Source organism: Halomonas sp. MCCC 1A13316 (assembly GCF_014931605.1).
In the GTDB taxonomy this organism is placed as follows: Bacteria; Pseudomonadota; Gammaproteobacteria; order Pseudomonadales; family Halomonadaceae; genus Halomonas.
This window is the reverse complement of sequence record NZ_CP053382.1, coordinates 614,456-638,628: the sequence shown is the minus strand read 5'-3', so window position 1 is coordinate 638,628 and position 24,173 is coordinate 614,456. Positions and strand designations below refer to the sequence as shown.

The following is a 24,173-nucleotide window of genomic DNA, read 5'->3' as shown; positions in this document are numbered from 1 at the left end:
CAAAGAGGGGGGAACGACAATGCCAACGCCTTCCATGCAGTACCTGTACCGACGCCCCAACCTGCCCATCGCCACCTCCTGGGCCAGCGTGGATGCCACCGATCTCACCGAGATTCCCTTGCTGGGAGACGTTTCGGCGGGCCTACCGATCGAAGCCTGCCCCAGCGGCGGCACCGTTTATGCCCCCGCCTGCATGGTCCGGCGTAATACTTATGCCCTGCGAGTACGCGGCGACTCGATGATCGACTGCAATATCTTCGATGGTGACGTGATCATCATTGAGCGCCAGGAGAGTGCGGAGAACGGCGAAACCGCCGTGGTGCTGATCAACCAGCAGGAGGTCACGCTGAAGAAGCTCTACATCGAGAAGAGTGGCGTCCGCCTGCAGCCGGCCAATGAGAACATGGCGCCCATCTATCTCAAGAACAGCGACATTCAGGTACTCGGCATGGTAATGGGCGTGGTGCGCCAGCAGGATCGGCACGAGCTGACCCACTGATGCGCTATCCGGTGCCCGATCTGCCACCCGGCCAGTGGTGGGAAAGCGTCACCGAAGTGGAGAAGAGCCGCTTCATCGCCTGGCTCTGCCACGTCCCGGATGCGGCCGCCTTCGAGGCGGTCCTGGCCGAGGCCCGGCGTACCCACCCCAACGCCAGCCATCACTGCAGCGCCTTCATCGCCGGCCCGCCGGGGGAGCAGAACGCCATCGGCTTTTCCGACGACGGCGAACCGGGCGGCACCGCGGGGCGCCCCATGTTCCAAGTACTGGCGGGCGCCGGGCTGGGCCAGGTGGGCTGCGTGGTGACGCGCTATTTCGGCGGCACCAAGCTCGGCACCGGCGGCCTGGCCCGCGCCTACGCCCAGGCCGTAAGCCAAGGACTGGAAACCCTGCCCCGTCGCGAGGTAGTCGAGCGCTACTCGCTGCGCCTCAGGGTCGACTTCGCCGGCGAGGCAGAAGCCCGCGCCTGGTTGGAGAGCCATGACGTGCCGGTCGAAGCGGTCGACTACGCAAGCGATGGGGTGCTGCTCACCGTGGGCTGGCCAAGTAACGTCGTGGTCGACGTGGCACCGTTGGAGGCCCGCCTGCGCGGCAGGCTTGCCTTGATCGAAGACTAGCCCCGGCCCGGGCCACCCTACCATTTGCGCGTCACTGAGCGAGTAGGGTAGACCTTCCGAAGCAACGACCATGCACTTCGTCCCCGTGAATGAGGAGTCTCCATGACGCCGCCTGCCAAGGCGCCACTCGGCGCCCTGTTCTGGGCTTTCGCCCGCATCGGCCTGTTCGGCTTCGGCGGCGGCCCGGCGATGATCCCCCTGGTGCAGCAGGAGGTGGTCAAGCGTCACGCCTGGCTCAGCGACGAGGAGTTCGCCGACATCCTGGCCATTGCCAACACCCTGCCCGGCCCCATCGCCACCAAGATGCCCGGCTATATCGGCTTTCGGCTGGCCGGCACGCTCGGCTGCGCGGTTGCTGTCGGCGCCGTGATCCTGCCCATGATCGTGGCGATGATCGTTTTGCTCACTACCCTGAACCGCTATCGCGACGTGGCCTGGATCCGAGGCATGGGTCAGGCGGTCGTGCCGGTGGTGATGGTCATGATGGGCCAATTGACGCTGGATTTCTGGAACAAGTCGCGGCTCGCCCTGGGCTGGATCGCCAGCCTGGTCATGGCGGCGGTGGCCGCCACCTTGATCTATCTGGCAGGAGTTCACCCCGGTCTGATCATCGGCGCACTGCTGGCGGTTGCCCTGCTCTGCCCGCTGCCCAAGCGCCAGGCAAAGCACAAGGAGACGAGCCCTTGATCTACTGGCAGCTGTTCCTCGCCTTCTTCATTCCCAACATCGTAGGCTACGGTGGCGGCCCGGCGATCATTCCCTTGATCGAAGCGGAAGTGGTGGGCCGCTATGGCTGGATGAACGCCCAGGAGTTTGCCGAAACCCTGGCCTTGGGAAACACCCTGCCGAGTCCCATCGCCACCAAGATGGCCGGCTATGTGGGCTACGACGTGGCCGGCGTCGGCGGCGCCCTGATCGCCGTGCTGGCCACCGTGGTGCCATCGCTGCTGCTGATGCTGGGGGCGCTTGGGCTGCTCTATCGCCATCGCGACTCGCCGCGCGTCAAGCGCATGAGCCAGTGGGTACGCCCGGTCATCGCCGTGATGATGGCCTGGCTGACCTGGAGCTTCTTCAGTACAGGACTGGAAGGTGCCGGTCCGCTGCACACGCTGCTGATCGCCGCGGTGGCCGCTATCGGCCTGCTGCGCTTTCGCACCCACCCTGCCTTCGTGATCCTGGCCGCACTGGTCTATGGCGGCCTCTTTCTCGGCTGACCCGGTGCCGGGGCGGCGCTGGCATAGCGTTTCGGCAAGCTGGCCTTCGCCGACCTGCTGGCCCCGGCTATCGCCTTGGCAGAACAAGGCTTCCCCGTCTCGCCGACCGTCAGCCGCATGTGGGAAGACGCCTTCGAGGCCTATCGCAGCAGCAACGATTCCGCCCTGCGTCCCTGGTTCGATACCTTTGTCCCCGACGGCCGCGCACCTCGGGCCGGCGAGCGCTGGGCGGCACCCGACCACGCCGACTCCCTGCGCGCCATCGCCGCAACCCACGCTGAAGCGTTCTATCGCGGCGAACTGGCCGAGCGCATCGATACCTTCATGCGGCAGCATGGCGGCCTGCTGCGGCGCGAGGATCTGGCCGCCTTCGAACCCGAGTGGATCGAACCGATCGGTACGCGGTACCGGGGTTACGATATCTAGGAGCTCCCGCCCAACGGCTGCGGGCTGATCGCGCTGCAGGCGCTGGGCATGCTCGAGCGCCTGGACGAGGAGGGGCGCGACCCGGTCGAGACCCTGCACCGGCGCATCGAGGCCACCAAGCTGGGCTACGTCGACGGGCTGCGCTATGTCACCGAGCGCAAGGCCATGGGGCCGAGCGTGGAGCAACTGCTGGCCGACGATTATCTCCAGGCCCGCGCGGGCACCGGCATCAGCCTGCAGAATCGCGGCTTCTCGTTCTCCCTCGAACCCGGCCATGCCAATGCGCTGGCGCCGGGCAAGCGTACCTACCACACCATCATTCCGGGCTTCATCACCCGCGACGGCGTGGCAGTGGGGCCGTTCGGCGTGATGGGCGGCTTCATGCAGCCGCAGGGGCACGTTCAGGTGGTCACCGCCATGATCGACGATCGCCTCAACCCCCAAGCGGCTCGACCTGCCGCGCTGGAAGTGGGCCCGGGGCAGGACCGTCGAGGTCGAGCCGCACTTCCCCGACCACCTCGCTCAGGCCTTGGCGCGGCGCGGCCACCGCATCGTCAAGCGCACCGACTCGCTGAGCTTCGGCCGTGGCCAGGTGATCCTGCGCGACTGCGACAGCGGCGTGCTATGCGGCGGCACCGAGCCGCGTACCGACGGCGCCGTGCTGGCCTGGTAGCGATGTCCTGCCCGTAAATACCAACGGCGCCCCGTGGGGCGCCGTTGGAGTTCTCAGCCTTCTCTCGCTTAGCTGAGGTACTTGATCATCACCCCCGCGGCCACCGCCGAACCGATCACCCCGGCGACGTTGGGCCCCATGGCGTGCATCAGCAGGAAGTTGTGCGGGTTGGCCTCGAGCCCCACCTTGTTGGAGACCCGCGCCGCCATCGGCACCGCCGAGACGCCGGCCGAACCGATCAGCGGGTTGATCGGCATGTGGCTGACCAGGTTCATCAGCTTGGCCATCAGCACCCCGGCCGCGGTACCGATGCCGAAGGCCACGATCCCCAGCCCCAGGATGCCCAGCGTCTCTACCGCCAGGAAGCTCTCGGCCATCAGCTTGGAGCCCACCGAGAGACCGAGGAAGATGGTGACGATGTTGATCAGCGCATTCTGCGCGGTATCGGAGAGGCGCTCGACCACACCGCACTCACGCATCAGGTTACCGAAGCAGAACATGCCCAGCAGCGGCGCGGCGTCGGGCAGGAACAGCGCCACCAGCAGCAGCAGCGATACCGGGAAGACGATTTTCTCGAGCTTGGACACTGGGCGCAGCTGCGTCATGGCGATCTCACGCTCGCGCTGGGTGGTGAGCAAGCGCATGATCGGCGGCTGAATCAGCGGCACCAATGCCATGTAAGCGTAGGCCGCCACGGCGATGGCCCCCAGCAATTCCGGCGCCAGCACGCTCGACACATAGATCGAGGTGGGGCCGTCGGCGCCGCCGATGATGCCGATGGCGGCGGCCTGGTTGAGCGAGAAGTCCATCCAGCCGAGCGCCGAGAGCCCGACTGCACCGAGCAGGGTGGCGAAGATGCCGAACTGCGCCGCCGCCCCCAGGAACAGTGTCCGCGGGTTGGCCAGCAGCGGGCCAAAATCGGTCATCGCCCCGACACCCATGAAGATCACCAGCGGTGCGATGCCGGAGGCGATCGCCACACTGTAGAACTGGTACAGCATGCCGTTGACGTAGCCGGCGTCCAGCGCCACGTCGCTGGCCGCCCGATAGGCCTGGGGCGTGATATCGCCATGCAGTGCCGCGCTGATGGCATGGCGCCAGGCGTCGATGGAGGCGCCGGTGGTCAGCTCCACGTCGAGCACTGCGGCTAGTTGCTCCAACACGCCGGGGCGTGCCAGGTGCGCCGCCTGTTCGGCCGCCGACAGCGCCAGCCCGGCCTCGGGGATGTTGGCCAGGATGCCGCCGAAGCCGATCGGCACCAGCAGCAGCGGCTCGAACTTCTTGTAGATGGCCAGGTAGAGCAGCAGCAGGCCCACCACGAGCATGACCGCCTGGCCCAGCGTCAGGTTGTAGAGGCCGGAGCCCTCCCACAGGGTCACTAGCTTGTCCATTGGTATCGACCCTTAGAGAACGATCAGTGTGTCGCCGACGGTGACGCTGTCACCTTCGCCAACCTTGACGTCGGAGACGGTCCCGGCACTCGCCGACCGCACCTCGGTCTCCATCTTCATGGCCTCGAGGATGATCACCACATCCCCCTCCTTGACCGTATCGCCGGGGCGCACGTTGACCTTGAAGATATTCCCGGCCAGCGGTGCGGCGATCGTCGCCCCGGATGAGGCCGGGGCGCTCTCGACAGGCTGGGCAGCCGGCTGGCCTGGCTGCTCGGTCACGGCGCCGATCTCGCCACCTTCGGCGACCTCGACCACGTACTGCTTGCCGTTGACCTTGACGGTATAGGTCTCGGGGCCGGCAGGTGCTGCGGCCTGTGCCACCGGCGCCTTGGCCTCGGCCCCACCCGCCACCGGCAGGCCGGCACTGGCCGTCTCCTTGCCCGGCGCCTGGGGCGCCGGCTCGAAGGCGTCGGGGTTGTCACGATTCTTGAGGAATTTCAGCCCGATTTGCGGGAAGAGCGCGTAGGTCAAGACGTCGTCGATCTCACGCTCGCCCTCGGCGAGGCGGATGCCGTCGGCCTTGGCCTTCTCCTTGAGCTCGACCGTCAAGCGCTCCATCTCGGGCTCGAGCAGATCGGCGGGGCGGCATGTAATCGGTTCGCCGCCCTCGAGCACGCGGTTCTGCAACTCCTTGTTGAACGGTGCCGGGGCAGAGCCGTACTCGCCCTTGAGCAGCGCCTGGACCTCCTTGGAGATCGACTTGTAACGCTCGCCCATCATCACGTTCATTACCGCCTGGGTGCCGACGATCTGCGACGTCGGCGTGACCAGCGGGATGAAGCCCAGGTCCTCGCGGACGCGCGGTATCTCGCTGAGCACGTCATCGAGCTTGTCGCCGGCGCCCTGCTCCTTGAGCTGGCCTTCCATGTTGGTGAGCATGCCACCCGGCACCTGGGCGATCAGGATCCGCGAGTCGATGCCCTTCAGCGAGCCTTCGAAGGCGGCATATTTCTTGCGCACCTCGCGGAAATACCCGGCAATGTCTTCGAGCAGTTCGAGGTCGAGATTGGTGTCGCGCTCGGTGCCCTTGAGGATCGCCACTACCGATTCGGTGGGGCTGTGGCCGTAGGTCATCGACATCGAGGAGATGGCAGTATCGACGTTGTCGATGCCGGCCTCGACCGCCTTGAGGATGGTAGCGGTGGACATGCCGGTGGTGGCGTGGCACTGCATATGGATGGGAATCGACAGCGCTTTCTTCAGCCGCGAGACCAGCTCGAAGGCGTCATAGGGCGCCAGCAGCCCGGCCATGTCCTTGATCGCCAGCGAATCGGCGCCCATGTCGGCGACGGTCTCGGCGAGCTCCACCCAGCTATCCAGCGTGTGCACCGGACTCACGGTGTAGGAGATGGTGCCTTGGGCATGACCGCCCGCCTTGCGCACGGCCTTGATCGCCCGCTCCAGGTTGCGCGGGTCGTTCATGGCGTCGAACACACGGAACACGTCGACGCCGTTGGTCCTGGCGCGCTCGACGAAGCGGTCGACCACGTCGTCGGCATAATGACGGTAGCCGAGCAGGTTCTGGCCGCGCAGCAGCATCTGTTGGGGCGTGTTGGGCATGGCCTCCTTCAACGCCCGTATCCGCTCCCACGGGTCTTCGCCGAGGTAGCGGATACAAGCGTCGAAGGTAGCGCCGCCCCAGGATTCCAGCGACCAAAAACCGACGCGGTCGAGCTTCTCGGCGATCGGCAGCATATCGTCGAGCCGCATGCGGGTGGCGAACAGCGACTGGTGGGCGTCGCGCAGTACGACGTCGGTGATGCCCAGCGGGCGCTTGGTCTCACTCATGAAGATGACCCCGTAGATGGCGTGTTGTGTAGTAGTATTACCCTTCGCGGCGCCGGTCAGCGGCGATGGCGACGGCGATAGCGATGGACGGCGGCGCTGATGACGGCCGTAAGCTGGGCGTCATCCGCTGTGCCGGAGGAAGTCGATGTCGGCATGGGGGCCGGAGGCACGGGAGCTGGCGCGAAGCGGCAGACGATCCTCGACATCAGAGTCGTGATCAGCACGAGAATCGTAAGAAAAACAAAAACGAACCCCATGCCGACCCCCATCAGGGCCAGGCCGTCGAGTAGCAACTGCTTGTCCTGCATGCTCACTCCTTCTTCATCCTTCGCGACCTGCCTGCGAAATGACGCAAACATGTCGCCAAGCGGTAAATGTCGGCCATATAAACTGCCACACTCTGGATATATTGCAAGCGCGTCATGGTGGAAGACAAAGTTGTTGTTTTACTACAAGGTCGGATCGGACTCGCCCCCATGGAGGGGGTGATTGATGCCCATACCCGCGATCTGCTGACCCGTCGCCCCGGCTTCGACTGGACGGTGACAGAGTTCGTCCGCGTCGTCGATGCGCAACTGCCGCCGCGCGTTTTCCTGCGCCACTGCCCCGAGCTCGACCAGGACGTGACGACGCCCTCAGGCGTTCCGGTGGCATTGCAGCTGCTGGGCAGTGACCCGGCGGCGCTGGCAGCCAACGCCGAGCAAGCACTGCGTCTCGGTGCCCGCGAGATCGATCTCAATTTCGGCTGCCCGGCCAAGCTGGTCAACCGTCATGACGGTGGTGCTTCGCTATTGCGCGACCCGCGCCGCGTCCAGGCTGCCGTGTCGGCCGTTTACGATGCCGTGGGCAACCAGGTACCGGTCACGGCCAAGATCCGCCTAGGCTTCTCCCATCGACGCCTGGCACTGGACTGCGCCAAAGCCGCGGAAGACGGCGGCGCTTCGCGACTGGCCGTGCACGCGCGCACCCGCGACGAGGGCTATCGCCCTCCGGCCCACTGGGAGTGGATCGGCCGCATCCGCCGGCACCTGCGCATCCCCATCGTCGCAAACGGCGACATCTGGAGCCTCGAGGACTATTGGAAAGCCCGCACTCTCTCCGGCTGCCGCGACGTCATGCTAGGGCGCGGCGCTCTCGCCGACCCATGGCTGGCACCGCGCATACGCCACTGGTTGGCGACCGGAGAGTCACTTCCTGCCACGCCGTGGCAGGCACGCGCCGCCATTCTGAGCGAATTTGCTGCATTGCAGCGTATCACAATTCCCGACCGGGTTGTCACGTCCCTGATCAAGCAATGGCTGAATCACATGCGCCAGCGAGATGCCGAGGCGGCCAGACGCTTCCAGGCGATCAAGCGCATCAATGAGCTTGAGGCACTGCTGGCCGGGCTTGGCTCCGAGCGGTCGGAATGCAAGCACTACAGCCTCGAACCCGCCTGAGGCCAACTACGCAGTAAGGCGACGACAGCTCCGAACAGACAGGCCAGAAGGACAGAAGGATAGGCCAAAAAAAGGTGCCCATCGATTCGCGAGGGCACCCAAACGATCGCACGACCGGCACCATCCATGCCGGCTCGGCTAGTCGATACGCATGCCCCAGCGAAAAAGCGCAGGGCCCAAAGCAGAAGACCCGCCCTCGAAACGAGGACGGGTCGCAATCTGGCGCGCCCGGGAGGATTCGAACCTCCGACCACCTGATTCGTAGTCAGGTACTCTATCCAGCTGAGCTACGGGCGCTGACGACAAGAACGACGTTCTTGCTATTGATGCCTTGCTTCGAATCGCATGACGAGAACCCACACATCCAAACTCGAACGTACATGTTCACTTCGTCATTCGTGGCGCGCCCGGGAGGATTCGAACCTCCGACCACCTGATTCGTAGTCAGGTACTCTATCCAGCTGAGCTACGGGCGCATCATCACGCTTCGAACTATCCCACGCTTTTAACCACTTCGCGCTTCGAATTACGGCAACGTGTCGCATGGCGGAGAGGGAGGGATTCGAACCCTCGATGGGGCTATAAACCCCATACTCCCTTAGCAGGGGAGCGCCTTCAGCCACTCGGCCACCTCTCCCTCAACGACACGGCGCATATCCTATCGTTTTCGTGCCCCTTTGTCCAGCGTATTCAGCTATTTGTTTCTCTACACCAAACGACTGCAAGCGGGCACGTACTCACGTAGAGGAGCTGTTGCCCCCCTCTCCCTCGGACTTCTCACGCTGAATGCGCTGGTAGATCTCTTCTCGATGTACGGCGACATCCTTGGGCGCATTGACCCCAATGCGGACCTGATTGCCCTTGACGCCAAGGACGGTCACGGTGATGTCATCACCGATCATCAGCGTTTCACCGACTCGGCGGGTCAGGATGAGCATGACTGATCTCCTTCTCAGACGACTAGCAACGGGATGCGCGTCGATCCCCGACGCTTAGTTGCTGCTTGCATTATGTAACATTTAGGCCACCGTGCACCACCACCAACCCCACCATGACATCATGACAGCGTTGAAGGGAAGCCGGGCCGCTCAGCGTAGCGGACTTCCCCCAGCGTAGAACAGGCATCCGCGGCTAGTCGTCCCTACATTGTTAAAATACTTGTTGATTCCCTATTCGCTTTCGATGTCGCTCTTGTCCAGACCGAAAGCGGTATGCAGGGCACGCACGGCGAGTTCCATCTGCTTTTCGTCGATCACTACGGATATCTTGATTTCCGAGGTGGAGACCATGCGGATGTTGATGTTCTCGTCCGCCAGGACGCGGAACATCTTGGAGGCGACGCCTGCATGCGAGCGCATTCCGACGCCGACCAGCGAAACCTTGGCGATGTTGTCGTCGCCGTTGACCTCGCCACCACCCAGGTCGGGGATCACCTGCTCCTCGAGGATCTTCAAAGTCTTCTTGTAGTCGCCCTTGGCCACGGTGAAGGTGAAATCGGTGTAATCACCGGCCGGCGCCACGTTCTGCACGATCATGTCGACTTCGATGTTGGCATCGGCGATCGGGCCGAGAATACGCGAGGCGACACCCGGCACATCCGGCGTATTGAGCAGGGTCAGCTTGGCTTCGTTGGCGGTGAAGGCGATGCCTGAGATCAGCGGTTCTTCCATGGAGTCCTCGTCTTGGTCGGATTCAGCAACGATCAGGGTGCCGGGGCCATCCTGAAAACTGGACAGCACACGCAGCGGGACATTGTACTTGCCGGCGAACTCCACCGAGCGGATCTGCAGCACCTTGGAGCCGAGACTCGCCAGCTCAAGCATCTCTTCGACGGTGATGCTGTCGAGGCGCTGGGCCTTGGAGCACACGCGAGGATCGGTGGTGTAGACGCCATCCACATCGGTGTAGATCTGGCACTCGTCGGCGCCCAGCGCGGCGGCCAGCGCCACCCCGGTAGTATCGGAGCCGCCGCGACCGAGGGTGGTGATGTTGCCCTCCTCGTCGACGCCCTGGAAACCGGCCACCACCACCACCTTGCCTTCGTCCAGATCGTCGCGCATCTCGTCGGTCTCGATACGCTGGATACGCGCCTTGGTGTGGGCGCTGTCGGTGAGGATGCCGACTTGGGAGCCGGTATAGGAGGTCGCCGGCACGCCGAGCTTGTGCAGGGCGAGCGCCAGCAGCGAGATGGTCACCTGCTCGCCGGTGGAAACCAGCATGTCCATCTCGCGCGGCGTAGGCTCGTCGTTGATCTCGTTGGCCATGCCAATCAGGCGGTTGGTCTCGCCGCTCATGGCGGAAACCACGACCACGACCTGATGGCCATCGTCACGGAAGCCCTTGACCTTCTCGGCTACGGCCTTGATGCGCTCCACGGAGCCCACCGAGGTGCCGCCGAATTTCTGTACGTATAGTGCCATCTACGGTTTTCCCTCGCTTGTCGAGCGAAGCACGCTCGTATGAGTGAAAGTCGTCCAAAGTCGAAGGGCCGGGACATGTCGGTCGCCGGCCCTGCATCGCCTTACTGCAGCTGCTGTTCGACCCAGGCGGGAACGCTCTCCAGCGCTGCCGGCAGGGCCGCGGCGTCACTGCCCCCGGCCTGGGCCATGTCGGGGCGACCGCCACCCTTGCCGCCGACCTGGGAGGCCACGTGGTTGACCAGCTCGCCGGCCTTGACCCTGGCGGTCAGGTCGTCGGTGACACCCGCGATCAAACTTACCTTGCCGGTCTCCTTGTCGCTCACGCCGAGCACCACGATGCCCGACCCAAGCTTGTTCTTGAGCTGGTCCAGCACGCCGCGCAGCTCCTTGGCGGAAACGCCCTCGAGCCGCGTGGCCAGCACCTTGACGCCGCCCACTTCGCGCGCCTGGCTGAGCATGTCACTGCCGGCGGCACTGGCCAGCTTGGCCTTGAGCCGCTCCAGCTCCTTCTCCAGGCTGCGGTTACGCTCCACCAGCGACTCGACACGCTCCTCGACCTGCTCCGGCTTGGCCCTGAGGCGCTCACCGACGCGTACCAGGCGAGCCTCCTGTTCGTGGAACCAGGCCAGCGCGCCCTCGCCGGTAATCGCCTCGATGCGGCGCACGCCCGCGGCGATACCCTGCTCGCTGACGATGTGGAAGCAGCCGATGTCGCCGCTGCGGGCGACATGGGTGCCACCGCACAGCTCGATGGAGAAGTCGTCGGCGCCGATGGTCAGCACCCGCACGCTGTCGGCGTACTTGGCCTCGAACAGCGCCGCCGCGCCCTTGGCCTTTGCCTGGTCGAGAGTCATCTGCTCGATACGCGTCGGCGCATTGGCGAGTACCTGTTCGTTGACCAGGCGCTCGACTTCTGCCAGCTGCTCGGGGGTCATCGCCTCGAAATGGCTGAAATCGAAGCGCAACCGCTCGGGCGTGACCAGCGAGCCCTTCTGCTGCACGTGATCGCCCAGCACCAGGCGCAGTGCCTTGTGCATCAGGTGGGTCGCGGAGTGGTTGCGCAGGGTGGCCCCACGCAGTTTGGCGTCGACCTGGGGACGCACCTCGGCACCTACGTCGAGGCGGCCTTCCAGCAGCACACCATGGTGCAGGTGGTGGCCACCCTGCTTCTGGGTATCGGTGACCAGGAAGCGGCCGCCCTCGAGGTGCAAGTAACCGGTGTCGCCTACCTGGCCGCCCGATTCGCCGTAGAAGGGCGTGCGGTCGAGCACCACGATGCCTCGCTGCTCGGGCTCGAGCGCCACCAGGGCATTGCCTTCGCGGTCGACGATGGCGGTGACGGTGGCGCTATCCTCGAGCTTGTCATAGCCGGTGAAGGTGGTCTCGCCCTCGAGCTCCAGCGCTGCAGCGTAGTCGGCGCCGAATTGGCTGGCGGCCCGGGCGCGCTCGCGCTGGGCCTCGAGTTCACGCTCAAAACCCGCTTCGTCGAGAGTCACGCCGCGCTCACGGCAGACGTCGGCGGTCAGGTCATAGGGGAAGCCGTAGGTGTCGTAGAGCTTGAACACCGTCTCGCCCGGCAGCACGTCGCCGGCGAGAGCGGCAAGCGCCTCCTCGAGCAGACCCATGCCGTGCTCGAGGGTGCGGGCGAACTGCTCCTCCTCCTTGAGCAGAATGCGCTCGATCTGGTGGCGTGCCTCGCGCAGCTCGGGATAGGCATCGCCCATCTCGGCGTCGAGCGCCCCGACGAGCTTGTGAAAGAAGCTGCCCTGGGCGCCCAGCTTGTGACCGTGGCGAATGGCGCGCCGGATGATTCGGCGCAGCACATAGCCGCGCCCCTCGTTGGAAGGCAGCACGCCGTCGGCGATGAGGAAGGCGCAGGAGCGAATATGGTCGGCGATGACGCGCAACGAGGGCGCGGTGGTATCGCCATGACCGGTGTGACGGGCCGCCGCCTCGAGCAGGTTCTGGAACAGGTCGATCTCGTAGTTCGAATGCACGCCCTGCATCACCGCGGAGACCCGCTCGAGGCCCATCCCGGTATCGATCGAGGGCTTTGGCAGCGGGTTCAGCTTGCCGGTGGCATCGCGGTCGAACTGCATGAATACCAGGTTCCAGATCTCGATGTAGCGATCGCCATCCTCCTCGGGGCTGCCGGGAGGCCCACCCCATACCTCGGGACCATGATCGTAGAAGATCTCCGAGCTCGGCCCGCAGGGACCGGTATCGCCCATCTGCCAGAAGTTGTCCTCGTCGAGCTTGGAGAAGCGCTGCGGGTCGACGCCGATCTCCTCTTTCCAGATTTTCTCCGCTTCGTCGTCGCTGACGTGCACCGTGACCCACAGCTTTTCGGCCGGCAGACCCAGGCGTTGGGTCAGGAACTCCCAGGCAAAACGGATGGCATCTTGCTTGAAGTAGTCGCCGAAGCTGAAGTTGCCCAGCATCTCGAAGAAGGTGTGATGGCGGGCGGTGTAGCCGACGTTGTCCAGATCGTTGTGCTTGCCTCCAGCGCGCACGCAGCGCTGTGCCGAGGTGGCACGCACGTAGGGGCGCGGGTCACGGCCGAGGAAGACATCCTTGAACGGCACCATGCCGGCATTGGTGAACAACAGCGTCGGGTCGTTGCCCGGCACCAGGGAGCTCGACGGCACGATGGTGTGGCCGTGCTCTTCGAAGTAACTCAGAAAGGCCTGTCTGATGTCTGCGCTTTTCATGGCATATCCGTGGCGATGAGCGTGGTCACCCGATGGGCAGGCGCGCTCGGCGTCGCTTCGCATGGCCGAAATCGCACGCCTTGGCGTGTCAGGAGCGCCACCAAGGGCGTTCGCAAAGGGAGGCATTATAGCGCAGTTGTCAAGCGACTAAAGGGGAAGCACTCAAGCTGGGATTCATTCTTCAGCGCCGAGACGCTCCAGAGCATGGCGAATCTGCTCGAAAGCGAAGCCGCGAGAGGCCAGGAAGCGCTCGCGGCGGGCGCGCTCGCGCGGGGAGTCACCGGGATGTGTGAAGCGCCGGGACAGTGCCTCGGCAGCCAGTTCGAACCAGTCGACCTCGCCTGCCTGCTCGGCCTCGGCCAGGGTCGTGGCGACCAGGGAGCGCTCGATGCCGCGCCGTTCGAATTCGGCACGCACCTTGAGCGGCCCCTGGCCGCGCATCACGCGGGAACGCAGGAAACTCTCGGCAAAGCGCGCATCGGACTGCAACCCCTCGGCTGCCAGCGCGTCGAGGCAGGCATCGATCGCTTCCGGCGAGTGGGCACGGGCGGCCAGTCGCTGCGCCAGTTCGGCGCGGGAGTACTCGCGCCGGGCCAGTAGGCGGATGGCGTCGTCCCGTGGGGACGACGCACGCGCTTCGGACTGGGCAGACATGGCTTAGAGCAGGTCGTCCTCGCGCTCGGCGTCAGCCGCCACCGGCTCCCCGGCCTCCTCTTCCTTGGGCGCGACCGTGGCCAGCAATTGGCCGCGGATCTGGCTCTCGATCTCTTCCATGACCGCCGGGTTGTCCTCGAGGAACTGGGCGGCGTTGGCCTTGCCCTGGCCGATCTTGTTGCCCTTGTAGCTGTACCAGGCACCGGCCTTGTCGACCAGGTTGCACTGCACGCCCAGGTCCACCACTTCGCCGGCATGGTAGATACCCTTGCCGTAGAGGATCTGGAACTCGGCCTGGCGGAACGGCGGGGCCACCTTGTTCTTCACCACCTTGACGCGAGTCTCGTTGCCGGTCACCTCGTCGCCCTGCTTGACCGAGCCGGTGCGGCGGATATCCAGGCGCACGCTGGCGTAGAACTTGAGCGCGTTGCCACCGGTGGTGGTCTCGGGGCTGCCGAACATCACGCCGATCTTCATGCGGATCTGGTTGATGAACACCACCATGCAGTTGGCGTTCTTGATGTGGCCGGTGATCTTGCGCAGCGCCTGGGACATCAGGCGCGCCTGCAGGCCGACGTGGGAGTCGCCCATCTCGCCCTCGATCTCGGCGCGCGGGGTCAACGCCGCCACCGAATCGATGATGATCACGTCGACGCCGCCGGAGCGCACCAGCATGTCGCAGATCTCCAGCGCCTGCTCGCCGGTGTCCGGCTGCGAAACCAGCAGATCGTCGAGGTTGACGCCGAGCTTCTCGGCGTAGCTCGGGTCGAGCGCGTGTTCGGCATCGATGAAGGCGCAGGTCTTGCCCTGTTTCTGGGCCTGGGCGATCACCGACAGGGTCAGGGTGGTCTTGCCCGAGGATTCCGGACCGAAGATCTCCACTACGCGACCGTAGGGCAGGCCGCCGATGCCCAGTGCGATGTCCAGCCCCAGCGAGCCGGTCGACACCGAGGGCATCACCACCCGTGGCGTATCGCCCAGGCGCATCACGGTGCCCTTGCCGAACTGGCGCTCGATCTGGGAAAGGGCGGCATTCAATGCCTTGGAACGGTTTTCATCCTGTGCCATGAGGCTCTCCTCGCAGAACTCGCTGATGCTTGCAGGTGCAAAATGAATGGCGGGCTGCCAACGGGGAGCTCGCCTGGACACTGTATGGTTGGCCAGTAGTATGACGAAAAATTCACTGCGCGACTAGCCACTCGATGAATACGATCTAGGAGCCTGTCGGATTTGACCGATCGTCACGAGAGATTTGGATTTCGAGATAAGTTTATCGATCTGATAAGGCGAATAGCCCGCTATACAACGAATCAGATCGAATCAAATTGGCCGAAAAGACCGGATCTCGTAGTAGATCAGCGTTAAGTCCGACAGGTTCCTAGCCGGCCTCCAGGTAGCGAATCAGCCCGACGATGGCCTCGCGCACTGCCCGCTCGCGCACCGCGCGGCGGTCACCGGGAAACTGGAAACACTCGGCTTGTTGCCGTGTCTCGCCGCCCCAGGCCAGCCACACGGTGCCCACCGGTTTTTCCGGCGTACCGCCTTCGGGGCCGGCCACTCCGCTGATCGCCACGCCGAGCTTGGCCCCGCTGTCGCGACAGGCACCCGCCACCATGGCCTTCACCACTGGCTGGCTGACGGCGCCATGCTGGGCGATCAGCGCTTCGGGCACGCCAAGCAGGCGCGCCTTGGCCGCATTGGAGTAGGTCACGTAGCCGGTTTCGAAGTAGTCCGAACTACCGGACACCGAGGTGATGGCACTGGCTACCCCGCCGCCGGTGCACGATTCGGCCGCGGTGATACTGACCCCATGCTCGCGGCAGCGGCGCCCGAGCCGTTCGGCGAGCGTAGCGAGGTCGAGGTTGGCTAGGCTGGAGGCACTGTGTGGCATGTAACGCTCCTTGGTTCGAGAGGGTCGACGCAGGCGCCGGACGCAGGACCTGCGATTGCCTGCCACCATAGCGCATCCTTTCCGTCGGTAGCAGGTAGAGGATAAACGACCGCCGCTTCCGCATTGGCAGCCATCGGCAAAGCACCGTCGGGAGAGGGTCGTTACGGCATGTCGACCATGGGCAGCGCGTGGTAATCTTGTCCCTCCCATGCCCCACCCAACCGACGAGCCAGCCGAGAAAGCATGAACGACGCGGTCAAGACGGATGTGCCGAGCCATACGCCGATGATGGCCCAGTACCTCAGGATCAAGCGCGAGCACCCCGATGTGCTGCTGTTCTATCGAATGGGCGATTTCTATGAGCTGTTCTTCGACGACGCCAGGCGCGCCGCGGCCCTGCTCGACATCACCCTGACCCAGCGCGGTCAGTCCGCCGGCAAGCCGATTCCCATGGCCGGCGTGCCCTACCACAGCGCCGAAGGCTACCTGGCGCGCCTGGTGAAGGCCGGCGAGTCGGTGGCGATCTGCGAGCAGTTCGGTGACCCGGCGGCCAGCAAAGGCCCCGTTGAGCGCAAGGTGGTGCGCATCGTCACGCCCGGTACGCTCTACGACGAGGCACTGCTCGACGCCCGCCGCGACAACCTGCTGGTAGCCGTGCACCCGGCCGGCAACTGCTGGGGCATTGCCTGGCTGGAACTCTCCAGCGGTCGCTTCAGCGTGCTCGAGGTCGAGGGCGAAGGCGACATGCTCGCCGAGCTGCAACGCCTCGACCCCGCCGAGCTGCTCCTACCCGAGAGCTTGTCGCTGCCACCCGCCCTGGAAGGCCGGCAGGGCCTGCGTCGCCAGAGTGACTGGCTGTTCGATCTCGAATCCGCCACGCGTCTGCTATGCGATCAGTTCGAGGTGCAGGACCTGCGCGGCTTCGGCTGCGCCCATCTCGAGGCCGCCCTCACCGCCGCCGGGGTGCTGGTGGAGTATGCACGTGACACTCAACGCTCGCGCTTGCCCCACGTCACCGCGCTGGGTGTGGAGAATCGCGACGACGCCGTGGTCATCGACGCCGCCAGCCGGCGCAACCTGGAGATCGACATCAACCTCGGCGGCGGCGGCGACAATACGCTGGCAAGCGTACTCGACACCACCGCCACCGCCATGGGCTCAAGGCTGCTCAAGCGTTGGCTCAACCGCCCGCTGCGCGAACGTACCCAGGTGCAGGGCCGCCAGGCGGCGGTCGCCCTGCTGCTGGAGCAGGAGGGCTTCGTGGCCCTGCGCGAGCAACTCAAGGCGATCGGCGACGTCGAACGCATTCTCGCCAGGGTGGCGCTCTACAGTGCCCGGCCGCGCGATCTCGCCCGCCTGCGTGACGCCCTGCTGGCGCTGCCGGAACTGCAGCGCGAACTGCAGGGTTACAGCGAAGGAACCGCGCTCGACGAGTTGGCCCACCATATCCGGCCCTATCCGGAGCTAGCCGACATGCTCGCTCGCGGGCTCAACGACAACCCGCCGGTGGTGATCCGCGACGGCGGCGTCATTCGCGAGGGCTTCGACGCCGAACTCGACGACTATCGAGGACTGGCCGAGCACGCCGGTGACTATCTGGTGCAGCTCGAGGTTCGCGAGCGTGAGCGTACCGGCCTGGCCGGCCTCAAGGTGGGCTACAACCGCGTGCATGGCTATTACATCGAAATTCCCCGCGCCCAGGCCCGCGAAGCGCCGGTCGACTATGTGCGCCGCCAGACCCTGAAGAATGCCGAACGCTTCATCATTCCCGAACTCAAGGAGTTCGAGGACAAGGCACTGTCGGCCAAGTCTCGCGCCCTGGCTCGCGAGAAGCTGCTCTACGACGGCCTGCTCGACTCGCTCAACGGTGAGCTTGGCGCCCTGCAGGGCAGCGGCCGCGCCCTGGCCGCGCTGGATGTGATGGCGGCCTTCGCCGAGCGCGCCCAAGCACTCGGCTTCTCGCGGCCACGGCTCGCCGAGTCGCCGGGCATCGAGATTCGTGGCGGGCGTCATCCGGTGGTGGAACACGTCAGCGACTCGCCTTTCGTGCCCAACGACCTGATGCTCGACGACAACCGCCGCATGCTGGTCATCACCGGTCCCAACATGGGCGGTAAATCGACCTACATGCGGCAGGCGGCACTGATCACGCTGCTCGCCCATACCGGCAGCTTCGTCCCCGCCGACGAGGCCTGCATCGGCCCGGTGGATCGCATCTTCACGCGCATCGGCTCGTCGGACGACCTCGCCGGCGGGCGCTCCACCTTCATGGTGGAGATGACCGAGACCGCCAACATTCTGCACAACGCCACCGACCACAGCCTGGTGCTGATGGACGAGATCGGTCGCGGCACCAGCACCTTCGATGGCCTGTCGCTGGCCTGGGCCAGCGCCGAGCACCTGACCCGCACGCGGGCGTTCACGCTGTTTGCGACGCATTACTTCGAGATGACGGCGCTGTCCGACCAGGCCGAGGGTGTGGCCAACGTGCACCTCACCGCTGCGGAGCACCGCGATGGCATCGTATTCATGCATCGCGTGGAGGAGGGTCCCGCCAGCCAGAGCTATGGCTTGCAGGTGGCACAGTTGGCCGGCGTGCCGCAGTCGGTCATCGCCCGGGCTCGCGACAAATTGTCTCAGCTCGAGCAACAGGAGGTCGACCAGAGCAGCCGCGGCAGCACGCATTCGGCAGATGATGCCAAGCCGCTTCAGAGCGACCTTTTTGCCAGCGCACCGCATCCGCTACTCGACGCCTTGGCCGATCTGGATCCGGATGGATTGTCACCGCGCCAGGCCCTTGAGCTGATCTATACCTGGCGTGAGCGGCTCTAGGCTTCGTGCGGCTTGCTCAGGCCTTTAGGCATGACTAGAATGAAGCGTCCAACGAATTCATGCTTATAAAAAGTTTATTTTTTATAACTATCAGGCTTAAGACTGATACCGAACATCACCAACCGGGAAGGGCACGACCCGGCTGCGAGGAGGGAGACAGGCATGACCTTTGTCGTCACCGAAAACTGCATCAAGTGCAAGTACACCGACTGCGTCGAGGTCTGCCCGGTGGACTGCTTCTACGAGGGGCCCAACTTCCTGGTGATCCACCCGGACGAGTGCATCGACTGTGCCCTGTGCGAACCGGAGTGCCCTGCCGAGGCGATCTTCTCGGAGGACGAACTGCCGGAAGGTCAGGAGGAGTTCATCGCCATCAATGCAGAGCTCTCCGAGGTATGGCCCAACATTGCGGAAAAGCAGGATCCGCCTGCTGACGCCGAAGAGTGGGATGGCAAGCCCGGCAAGCTGCAGTATCTGGAACGCTGAGCCCGCCTAGACGCGACCTGCCTCATGCACCGAAAGCCAGCCGGCATTCGGTGCATTGATTCGTACTGGCACGAACCAAAAAAAGGCGACCCTAAGGTCGCCCGGCTCCCAGCACTTCCTTGGGCGGTTCCCTCCGCCCCCTCTCCTGCGGCAACGTCCTTGCCCAGAGGCGACTTCCTGTCACACCAGGCGTGCCACGTAAATAGCATCCCGTTGCATCCTGCTGGAGAGCCTCCCGCTCTGCCTTGTCCCATGTGCATTCTGGCATTTTCGCTATAGGACGCAAGTTGCCTGCTAGCAACCTCGCGCCCCTTACCTTGGTTGACAGTAGAAGAAACAAGACCGACAAAACAATGGGATAGAACAAGGCCGATACCTTCGGCATCGGCCTTCTCGCACCAAAATAGGCTTAGAACGTCGCCTTTTTGTAGTCAATATCCTACAAGAAAGTCAGCGATGTCGTCGGCCAAGAGGTCAAATCACTGCCCCTTGATCGCCGAACGACCCGGGTAAGAGACGCGCTCGCCGAGCTGCTGCTCGATCACCAGCAGACGGTTGTACTTGGCGACCCGGTCGGAGCGGCACAGCGAGCCGGTCTTGATCTGGCCGGCCGAAGTGCCCACCGCCAGGTCGGCAATGGTGGTGTCCTCGGTCTCGCCGCTGCGGTGAGAGATCACGGCGGTGAAGCCGGCATCCTGGGCCATCTTGATGGCGTCCAGCGTCTCGGAGAGCGAGCCGATCTGGTTGAACTTGATCAGGATGGAGTTGCCGATCTGCTCGTCGATGCCGCGCTTGAGGATCCGGGTGTTGGTGACGAACAGGTCGTCGCCAACCAGTTGCACCTTGTCGCCAAGCTTGTCGGTCAGTGCCTTCCAGCCGTCCCAGTCGGACTCGTCCATGCCATCTTCGATGGAAACGATCGGGTACTGCTCGCACAGTTCGGCCAGGTAGTCGACGAAGCCATTGGCATCGAAGGATTTGCCTTCGCCGGACAGGTTGTACTGACCGTCCCTGTAGAACTCGGAAGAGGCGCAGTCGAGCGCCAGGGTGACGTCGCGACCGAGCTCGTAGCCGGCATCGTTCACCGCCTGCTTGATCACTGCCAGTGCCTCGGCGTTGGACTCCAGGTTCGGCGCGAAGCCGCCCTCGTCGCCCACGGCGGTGGCCAGGCCACGCGCGGAGAGCACCTTCTTGAGGGCATGGAAGATCTCGGCGCCGACACGCAGTGCCTCACGGAAGTTCGCGGCACCCACCGGCTGGATCATGAACTCCTGGATGTCGACGTTGTTGTCGGCGTGCTCGCCACCGTTGAGGATGTTCATCATCGGTACCGGCATGCTGTACTGGCCCGGCTGGCCGTAGAGTTCGGCAATGTGCGCGTATAGCGGCATGCCCTTGGCGTTGGCTGCTGCCTTGGCCGCTGCCAGCGATACGGCAAGGATGGCATTGGCGCCGAACTTGGCCTTGTTGTCGGTGGCGTCGAGTTCGATCATGGCATTGTCGAGACCACGCTGATCGCGGGCATCCATGCCGACCAGACGCTCACGGATGGCGCCGTTGACCGCTTCCACCGCCTTGAGAACGCCTTTGCCCAAGTAGCGCGCCTTGTCGCCGTCGCGCAGCTCCAGAGCCTCGCGCGAGCCGGTGGAGGCACCGCTCGGGGCGCAGGCCACGCCCACGGCTCCGCTCTCCAGACGCACTTCGGCCTGCACGGTGGGGTTACCACGGGAATCGAGCACCTCGAGGGCGTGGATTTCGACAATCTTGGTCATCTGAGTCGTCCTTTCATTCAGTCAGCGTTGATTGAGTCAATGGGGAACCGCCTACTCTCTCGACCTGCAGGAGCTGCCTGGGTAATCGGCTCTTATTCTATTTTCAGTGCTGGCAGGCCCTTTACCAGTTCGTCGAGGGCTTTCATCTGCGCCAGGAAGGGCTCCAACTGATCCAGTGGCAGCGCGCAGGGGCCGTCGCACAGGGCGTTGTCGGGATCCGGATGGGCTTCGAGGAACAGCCCGGCCAGTCCCACGGCCACACCCGCACGCGCCAGCTCGGCGACCTGCTGGCGGCGACCGCCGGCGCTGTCGGCTCGCCCGCCCGGGCGCTGCAGGGAGTGGGTGACGTCGAAGAAGACCGGGCAGCCGGTCTGCTTCATGTCACCGAAGCCGAGCATGTCGACCACCAGGTTATTGTACCCGAAGCTCGATCCGCGCTCGCAAAGCAGTAGGCGATCGTTACCCGCCTCTTCGCACTTGCGTATGATGTGGCGCATCTCGTGGGGCGCCAGGAACTGCGGCTTCTTGATGTTGATCACCGCACCGGTGCGGGCCATGGCCACCACCAGATCGGTCTGGCGCGCCAGAAAGGCCGGCAACTGGATGATATCGGCCACTTCGGCCACGGGCTCGGCCTGCCACGGCTCGTGCACGTCGGTGATGACCGGAACGCCGAAGCGCGACTTCACCTCGGCGAGTATCTCGAGCCCCTTCTCCAGGCCGGGGCCGCGGAAGGAGTGGATCGAGCTGCGGTTGGCCTTGTCGAAGCTGGCCTTGTACACGTAGGGCATCCCAAGCCGGCGCGTGACGTCGACATAAGTCTCGGCGACTTCGAGAGCCAGCTCGCGGGACTCCAGCACGTTCATGCCACCGAGTAGCATCAGCGGCAAAGAATTGCCGGCGGTGAGGCCGGCAAAAGAGATATCGCGTTCAGGTATGGACATCGTCGTCACTCCTGGTGCGCGGTGTGGGCGCGGGTGCGCGCCGCCTTGTGCTCCAGCGCCGCGTTGACGAAACCGGTGAACAACGGGTGTCCGTCGCGTGGCGTGGAGGTGAACTCGGGATGGAACTGGCAAGCCACGAACCAGGGGTGGTCGGGTAGCTCGACCATCTCAACCAGGGAGTTGTCGACGCTCTTGCCGGAAACCACCAGGCCGGCTTTCACCAATTCCTCGACGAACTGGTTGTTGACCTCGAAGCGATGACGGTGGCGCTCGACTATCTCGTCGCTGCCGTAGGCCTCGAGCGCCCTGGTGCCGGGCTCGAGATGGCAGACCTGGCCGCCCAGGCGCATGGTGCCGCCCAGGTCCGAGGCCTCGTCGCGCAATTCGATCTTGCCCTCGGCGTTGATCCACTCGGTGATCAGGCCCACCACCGGGTGCTGGGTATCGTGGGTGAATTCGGTAGAGTTGGCATCCTCCCAGCCGGCTACGTGGCGGGCGAACTCGATCACCGCCACCTGCATACCGAGGCAGATGCCAAGATAAGGAATGCCGTTCTCGCGAGCGTAGCGGGCCGTCTCGATCTTGCCTTCCACGCCGCGCTCGCCAAAGCCGCCGGGCACCAGGATCGCGTCCTTGCCGGCCAGGCGCTCGGTGCCGTGACGTTCGATGTCCTCGGAGTCGATATAGTCGACGTTGACCTTGACCCGGGTCTGGATGCCAGCGTGGATCAATGCCTCGTTGAGCGACTTGTAGGCATCGAGCAGTTCCATGTACTTGCCGACCATGGCGATGTTGATCGACTTAAGCGGGTTGAGCTTGGCGTCGAGTACGTGGACCCACTCGGTCAGTTCGGCCGGCTCGGCCTCGATGCGCAGCTTGTCGCAGACGATCTCGTCGAGGCCGTGCTCATGCAGCATCAGCGGGATGCGATAGATGGTGTCGGCATCCTGCAGCGGGATGACCGCGCGCTCTTCGACGTTGGTGAACAGGGCGATCTTGCGCCGCTCAGTCTCCTCGAGCTCCACTTCGCTGCGACAGATCAGAATGTCCGGCTGGATACCGATCGAGCGCAGCTCCTTGACGCTGTGCTGGGTCGGCTTGGTCTTGGTCTCGCCGGCGGTCTTGATGTAGGGCACAAGGGTCAGGTGCATGAAGAGCGCGCGGCTGGCGCCGAGCTCGCTTCTGATCTGGCGGATCGACTCGAGGAACGGCAGCGATTCGATGTCGCCCACGGTGCCGCCGATTTCCACCAGCGCCACGTCGAAGCCCTCGCCACCGGCATAGACCCGGCGCTTGATCTCGTCGGTGATGTGCGGGATCACCTGTACCGTGCCGCCCAGGTAGTCGCCGCGGCGCTCGCGACGCAGCACGTGCTCGTAGACGCGGCCGGTGGTGAAGTTGTTGCCCTGGGTCATCTTGGTACGAATGAAACGCTCGTAGTGGCCCAGGTCGAGATCGGTCTCGGCGCCATCTTCGGTGACGAACACCTCGCCGTGCTGGAACGGGCTCATGGTGCCCGGATCCACGTTGATGTAGGGATCGAGCTTGAGCATGGTGACCTTGAGGCCGCGCGCCTCGAGTATCGCCGCCAGCGAGGCCGACGCGATGCCCTTGCCGAGTGAGGACACAACGCCGCCGGTCACGAAGATATATCGTGTCATGAAGAACCTGTCGAAACGTGATCATGAGGCACGACAGAAAGCCGCGCCAGGATGGGACGACAGCGTAGCAGATTACGACCAATGGCTCAATTTTGCTGCCAGCGGAGCGGGACTCACGACCACCAGCGCGCCGTCTCGCCACCCAACGGGTCGTGCGTCGGCCGCGAGACCCGGGCGATGCGCGCCACTGCCGCATCGTGCTCGGCGGGATCGGCCCGCAGCAGGTCGAGCTCGCGCTGGTCCTCGGGATAGGCCGCCAGCAGCAGGAAGTCGTCACTGGCCTCGAGGTGACAGTGGCCGGTACCCGCCGGCAGCACCAGGGCATCGCCGGTGCGCAACTCGACGTCGTCACCCTGCTCGCCGCCCAGGCGCAGCTTGCCCCAGCCCGAAAGAACGCCGAACGCTTCGTGGGCAATGGAGTGGTAGTGGTGATAATCGTAGACACCGCCGCGCCAGCTCGAACGCCAGCCGTTGGCGCCGAACAGCGTCTCGAAGCGCGCGGCGATCGCTTCGCGGTCGAGCACCGGATTCACGCCGCGTGAGCGGAAGGCCAGCGCCGCCAGCCGGCTGTTGGGAATGCGCCCGTCATCGGCAAAGGTCAGCCGCTCGGGGGCAACCGGCTCGCCTTGCGCATCGGCAAGTCCCAGATCCATTCGCGTCTCGTCCATGATCGCTCCTCGTTGGCAAGTAAT

General features: G+C 64.6%; 20 protein-coding genes, 3 tRNA genes and 1 pseudogene. 8 read left to right on the top strand and 16 right to left on the bottom strand.

What is annotated here, in order from left to right; translation table 11 throughout:
• Positions 1 to 19 precede the first annotated feature (19 nt).
• The 5 genes and pseudogenes from HNO52_RS02965 to HNO52_RS02945 form a co-directional block, all read left to right on the top strand.
• A complete protein-coding gene (locus HNO52_RS02965; RefSeq protein WP_232090495.1) occupies positions 20 to 499 on the top strand; it encodes a LexA family protein in 480 nt (159 codons plus the stop codon).
• Positions 499 to 1,116 (top strand): IMPACT family protein, encoded by a 618-nt coding sequence (locus HNO52_RS02960; RefSeq protein WP_197567596.1) that lies wholly within the window; start codon positions 499 to 501, stop codon positions 1,114 to 1,116. Before HNO52_RS02965 ends, HNO52_RS02960 begins: the two co-directional genes overlap by 1 nt.
• A gap of 102 nt (positions 1,117 to 1,218) precedes the next feature.
• Positions 1,219 to 1,803: a chromate transporter gene (locus tag HNO52_RS02955; protein WP_197567595.1), complete on the top strand. Its 585-nt coding sequence runs from the start codon at positions 1,219 to 1,221 to the stop codon at positions 1,801 to 1,803.
• Complete coding sequence (locus tag HNO52_RS02950; protein ID WP_197567594.1) at positions 1,800 to 2,330, top strand: chromate transporter; 531 nt, start codon at positions 1,800 to 1,802, stop codon at positions 2,328 to 2,330. The genes HNO52_RS02955 and HNO52_RS02950 overlap by 4 nt, the downstream gene beginning before the upstream one ends.
• Before the next feature lie 27 nt (positions 2,331 to 2,357).
• A pseudogene (locus HNO52_RS02945) lies at positions 2,358 to 3,429 on the top strand (gamma-glutamyltransferase family protein); the annotation flags it as partial.
• Positions 3,430 to 3,497: 68 nt separating this feature from the next.
• On the opposite strand, the gene HNO52_RS02940 reads toward HNO52_RS02945, so the two are convergent.
• From HNO52_RS02940 to HNO52_RS02930, 3 genes are read right to left on the bottom strand one after another with little or no spacing between them, the layout of a single operon-like run.
• Positions 3,498 to 4,820 (bottom strand): sodium ion-translocating decarboxylase subunit beta, encoded by a 1,323-nt coding sequence (locus tag HNO52_RS02940; protein WP_197567593.1) that lies wholly within the window; start codon positions 4,818 to 4,820, stop codon positions 3,498 to 3,500.
• A gap of 12 nt (positions 4,821 to 4,832) precedes the next feature.
• Positions 4,833 to 6,671: a sodium-extruding oxaloacetate decarboxylase subunit alpha gene (oadA, locus tag HNO52_RS02935; RefSeq protein ID WP_197567592.1), complete on the bottom strand. Its 1,839-nt coding sequence runs from the start codon at positions 6,669 to 6,671 to the stop codon at positions 4,833 to 4,835.
• 56 nt (positions 6,672 to 6,727) lie between these two features.
• Positions 6,728 to 6,979 (bottom strand): OadG family protein, encoded by a 252-nt coding sequence (locus tag HNO52_RS02930; protein ID WP_197567586.1) that lies wholly within the window; start codon positions 6,977 to 6,979, stop codon positions 6,728 to 6,730.
• 168 nt (positions 6,980 to 7,147) lie between these two features.
• On the opposite strand from HNO52_RS02930, the gene HNO52_RS02925 reads away from it, so the two are divergent.
• A complete protein-coding gene (locus tag HNO52_RS02925; RefSeq protein ID WP_197567584.1) occupies positions 7,148 to 8,110 on the top strand; it encodes a tRNA dihydrouridine synthase in 963 nt (320 codons plus the stop codon).
• A gap of 220 nt (positions 8,111 to 8,330) precedes the next feature.
• Here HNO52_RS02925 and HNO52_RS02920 read toward each other — a convergent pair.
• The 9 genes from HNO52_RS02920 to HNO52_RS02880 all read right to left on the bottom strand — a co-directional run bounded on the left by HNO52_RS02920 (position 8,331) and on the right by HNO52_RS02880 (position 15,786).
• A tRNA-Arg gene (locus HNO52_RS02920) sits at positions 8,331 to 8,407 on the bottom strand.
• 102 nt (positions 8,408 to 8,509) lie between these two features.
• A tRNA-Arg gene (locus HNO52_RS02915) sits at positions 8,510 to 8,586 on the bottom strand.
• Between the two features lie 68 nt (positions 8,587 to 8,654).
• Positions 8,655 to 8,747, bottom strand: a tRNA-Ser gene (locus HNO52_RS02910).
• Positions 8,748 to 8,847: 100 nt separating this feature from the next.
• The gene (gene csrA / locus HNO52_RS02905; protein ID WP_197567582.1) at positions 8,848 to 9,048 is read right to left on the bottom strand and encodes a carbon storage regulator CsrA; all 201 of its coding nucleotides are present in this window, start codon (positions 9,046 to 9,048) and stop codon (positions 8,848 to 8,850) included.
• A gap of 231 nt (positions 9,049 to 9,279) precedes the next feature.
• Complete coding sequence (locus tag HNO52_RS02900; protein ID WP_167112299.1) at positions 9,280 to 10,530, bottom strand: aspartate kinase; 1,251 nt, start codon at positions 10,528 to 10,530, stop codon at positions 9,280 to 9,282.
• Positions 10,531 to 10,631: 101 nt separating this feature from the next.
• Complete coding sequence (alaS, locus tag HNO52_RS02895; protein ID WP_197567580.1) at positions 10,632 to 13,241, bottom strand: alanine--tRNA ligase; 2,610 nt, start codon at positions 13,239 to 13,241, stop codon at positions 10,632 to 10,634.
• A 174-nt stretch (positions 13,242 to 13,415) separates the two neighbouring features.
• A complete protein-coding gene (locus HNO52_RS02890; RefSeq protein ID WP_197567574.1) occupies positions 13,416 to 13,895 on the bottom strand; it encodes a regulatory protein RecX in 480 nt (159 codons plus the stop codon).
• A 3-nt stretch (positions 13,896 to 13,898) separates the two neighbouring features.
• Complete coding sequence (gene recA, locus HNO52_RS02885) at positions 13,899 to 14,963, bottom strand: recombinase RecA (protein ID WP_197567573.1); 1,065 nt, start codon at positions 14,961 to 14,963, stop codon at positions 13,899 to 13,901.
• A gap of 310 nt (positions 14,964 to 15,273) precedes the next feature.
• Positions 15,274 to 15,786 (bottom strand): CinA family protein, encoded by a 513-nt coding sequence (locus HNO52_RS02880; RefSeq protein ID WP_197567572.1) that lies wholly within the window; start codon positions 15,784 to 15,786, stop codon positions 15,274 to 15,276.
• Between the two features lie 243 nt (positions 15,787 to 16,029).
• Between HNO52_RS02880 and mutS the strand changes: the two genes are divergently transcribed.
• Positions 16,030 to 18,618 carry a DNA mismatch repair protein MutS gene (gene mutS / locus HNO52_RS02875; protein WP_197567571.1) on the top strand — a complete coding sequence of 863 codons (2,589 nt, stop codon included), beginning with the start codon at positions 16,030 to 16,032 and terminating at the stop codon, positions 18,616 to 18,618.
• Positions 18,619 to 18,780: 162 nt separating this feature from the next.
• Positions 18,781 to 19,104 (top strand): ferredoxin FdxA, encoded by a 324-nt coding sequence (fdxA, locus tag HNO52_RS02870; protein ID WP_197567570.1) that lies wholly within the window; start codon positions 18,781 to 18,783, stop codon positions 19,102 to 19,104.
• Between the two features lie 479 nt (positions 19,105 to 19,583).
• On the opposite strand, the gene eno is transcribed toward fdxA, so the two are convergent.
• From eno to HNO52_RS02850, 4 genes are all read right to left on the bottom strand, one after another.
• Positions 19,584 to 20,876 (bottom strand): phosphopyruvate hydratase, encoded by a 1,293-nt coding sequence (eno, locus tag HNO52_RS02865; RefSeq protein ID WP_197567569.1) that lies wholly within the window; start codon positions 20,874 to 20,876, stop codon positions 19,584 to 19,586.
• A 92-nt stretch (positions 20,877 to 20,968) separates the two neighbouring features.
• Complete coding sequence (gene kdsA / locus HNO52_RS02860) at positions 20,969 to 21,820, bottom strand: 3-deoxy-8-phosphooctulonate synthase (RefSeq protein WP_197567568.1); 852 nt, start codon at positions 21,818 to 21,820, stop codon at positions 20,969 to 20,971.
• Between the two features lie 5 nt (positions 21,821 to 21,825).
• On the bottom strand, positions 21,826 to 23,481 hold the full coding sequence (gene pyrG / locus HNO52_RS02855) for a CTP synthase (protein WP_197567567.1): 1,656 nt from the start codon (positions 23,479 to 23,481) through the stop codon (positions 21,826 to 21,828).
• A gap of 113 nt (positions 23,482 to 23,594) precedes the next feature.
• Entirely contained in the window at positions 23,595 to 24,149 is a 555-nt protein-coding gene (locus tag HNO52_RS02850) for a cupin domain-containing protein (protein ID WP_197567566.1), read from the bottom strand.
• Positions 24,150 to 24,173 lie beyond the last annotated feature (24 nt).

Bases quoted from the DNA above. Each gene is read 5' to 3' on its own strand.
- fdxA (WP_197567570.1), top strand. From the start codon at position 18,781: ATGACCTTTGTCGTCACCGAAAACTGCATCAAGTGCAAGTACACCGAC.
- eno (WP_197567569.1), bottom strand. From the start codon at position 20,876: ATGACCAAGATTGTCGAAATCCACGCCCTCGAGGTGCTCGATTCCCGT.
- HNO52_RS02890 (WP_197567574.1), bottom strand. From the start codon at position 13,895: ATGTCTGCCCAGTCCGAAGCGCGTGCGTCGTCCCCACGGGACGACGCC.
- mutS (WP_197567571.1), top strand. From the start codon at position 16,030: ATGAACGACGCGGTCAAGACGGATGTGCCGAGCCATACGCCGATGATG.
- csrA (WP_197567582.1), bottom strand. From the start codon at position 9,048: ATGCTCATCCTGACCCGCCGAGTCGGTGAAACGCTGATGATCGGTGAT.
- HNO52_RS02940 (WP_197567593.1), bottom strand. From the start codon at position 4,820: ATGGACAAGCTAGTGACCCTGTGGGAGGGCTCCGGCCTCTACAACCTG.
- pyrG (WP_197567567.1), bottom strand. From the start codon at position 23,481: ATGACACGATATATCTTCGTGACCGGCGGCGTTGTGTCCTCACTCGGC.
- HNO52_RS02925 (WP_197567584.1), top strand. From the start codon at position 7,148: ATGGAGGGGGTGATTGATGCCCATACCCGCGATCTGCTGACCCGTCGC.
- HNO52_RS02965 (WP_232090495.1), top strand. From the start codon at position 20: ATGCCAACGCCTTCCATGCAGTACCTGTACCGACGCCCCAACCTGCCC.
- alaS (WP_197567580.1), bottom strand. From the start codon at position 13,241: ATGAAAAGCGCAGACATCAGACAGGCCTTTCTGAGTTACTTCGAAGAG.
- kdsA (WP_197567568.1), bottom strand. From the start codon at position 21,820: ATGTCCATACCTGAACGCGATATCTCTTTTGCCGGCCTCACCGCCGGC.
- HNO52_RS02900 (WP_167112299.1), bottom strand. From the start codon at position 10,530: ATGGCACTATACGTACAGAAATTCGGCGGCACCTCGGTGGGCTCCGTG.
- HNO52_RS02850 (WP_197567566.1), bottom strand. From the start codon at position 24,149: ATGGACGAGACGCGAATGGATCTGGGACTTGCCGATGCGCAAGGCGAG.
- HNO52_RS02930 (WP_197567586.1), bottom strand. From the start codon at position 6,979: ATGCAGGACAAGCAGTTGCTACTCGACGGCCTGGCCCTGATGGGGGTC.
- recA (WP_197567573.1), bottom strand. From the start codon at position 14,963: ATGGCACAGGATGAAAACCGTTCCAAGGCATTGAATGCCGCCCTTTCC.
- HNO52_RS02960 (WP_197567596.1), top strand. From the start codon at position 499: ATGCGCTATCCGGTGCCCGATCTGCCACCCGGCCAGTGGTGGGAAAGC.
- HNO52_RS02955 (WP_197567595.1), top strand. From the start codon at position 1,219: ATGACGCCGCCTGCCAAGGCGCCACTCGGCGCCCTGTTCTGGGCTTTC.
- HNO52_RS02880 (WP_197567572.1), bottom strand. From the start codon at position 15,786: ATGCCACACAGTGCCTCCAGCCTAGCCAACCTCGACCTCGCTACGCTC.
- oadA (WP_197567592.1), bottom strand. From the start codon at position 6,671: ATGAGTGAGACCAAGCGCCCGCTGGGCATCACCGACGTCGTACTGCGC.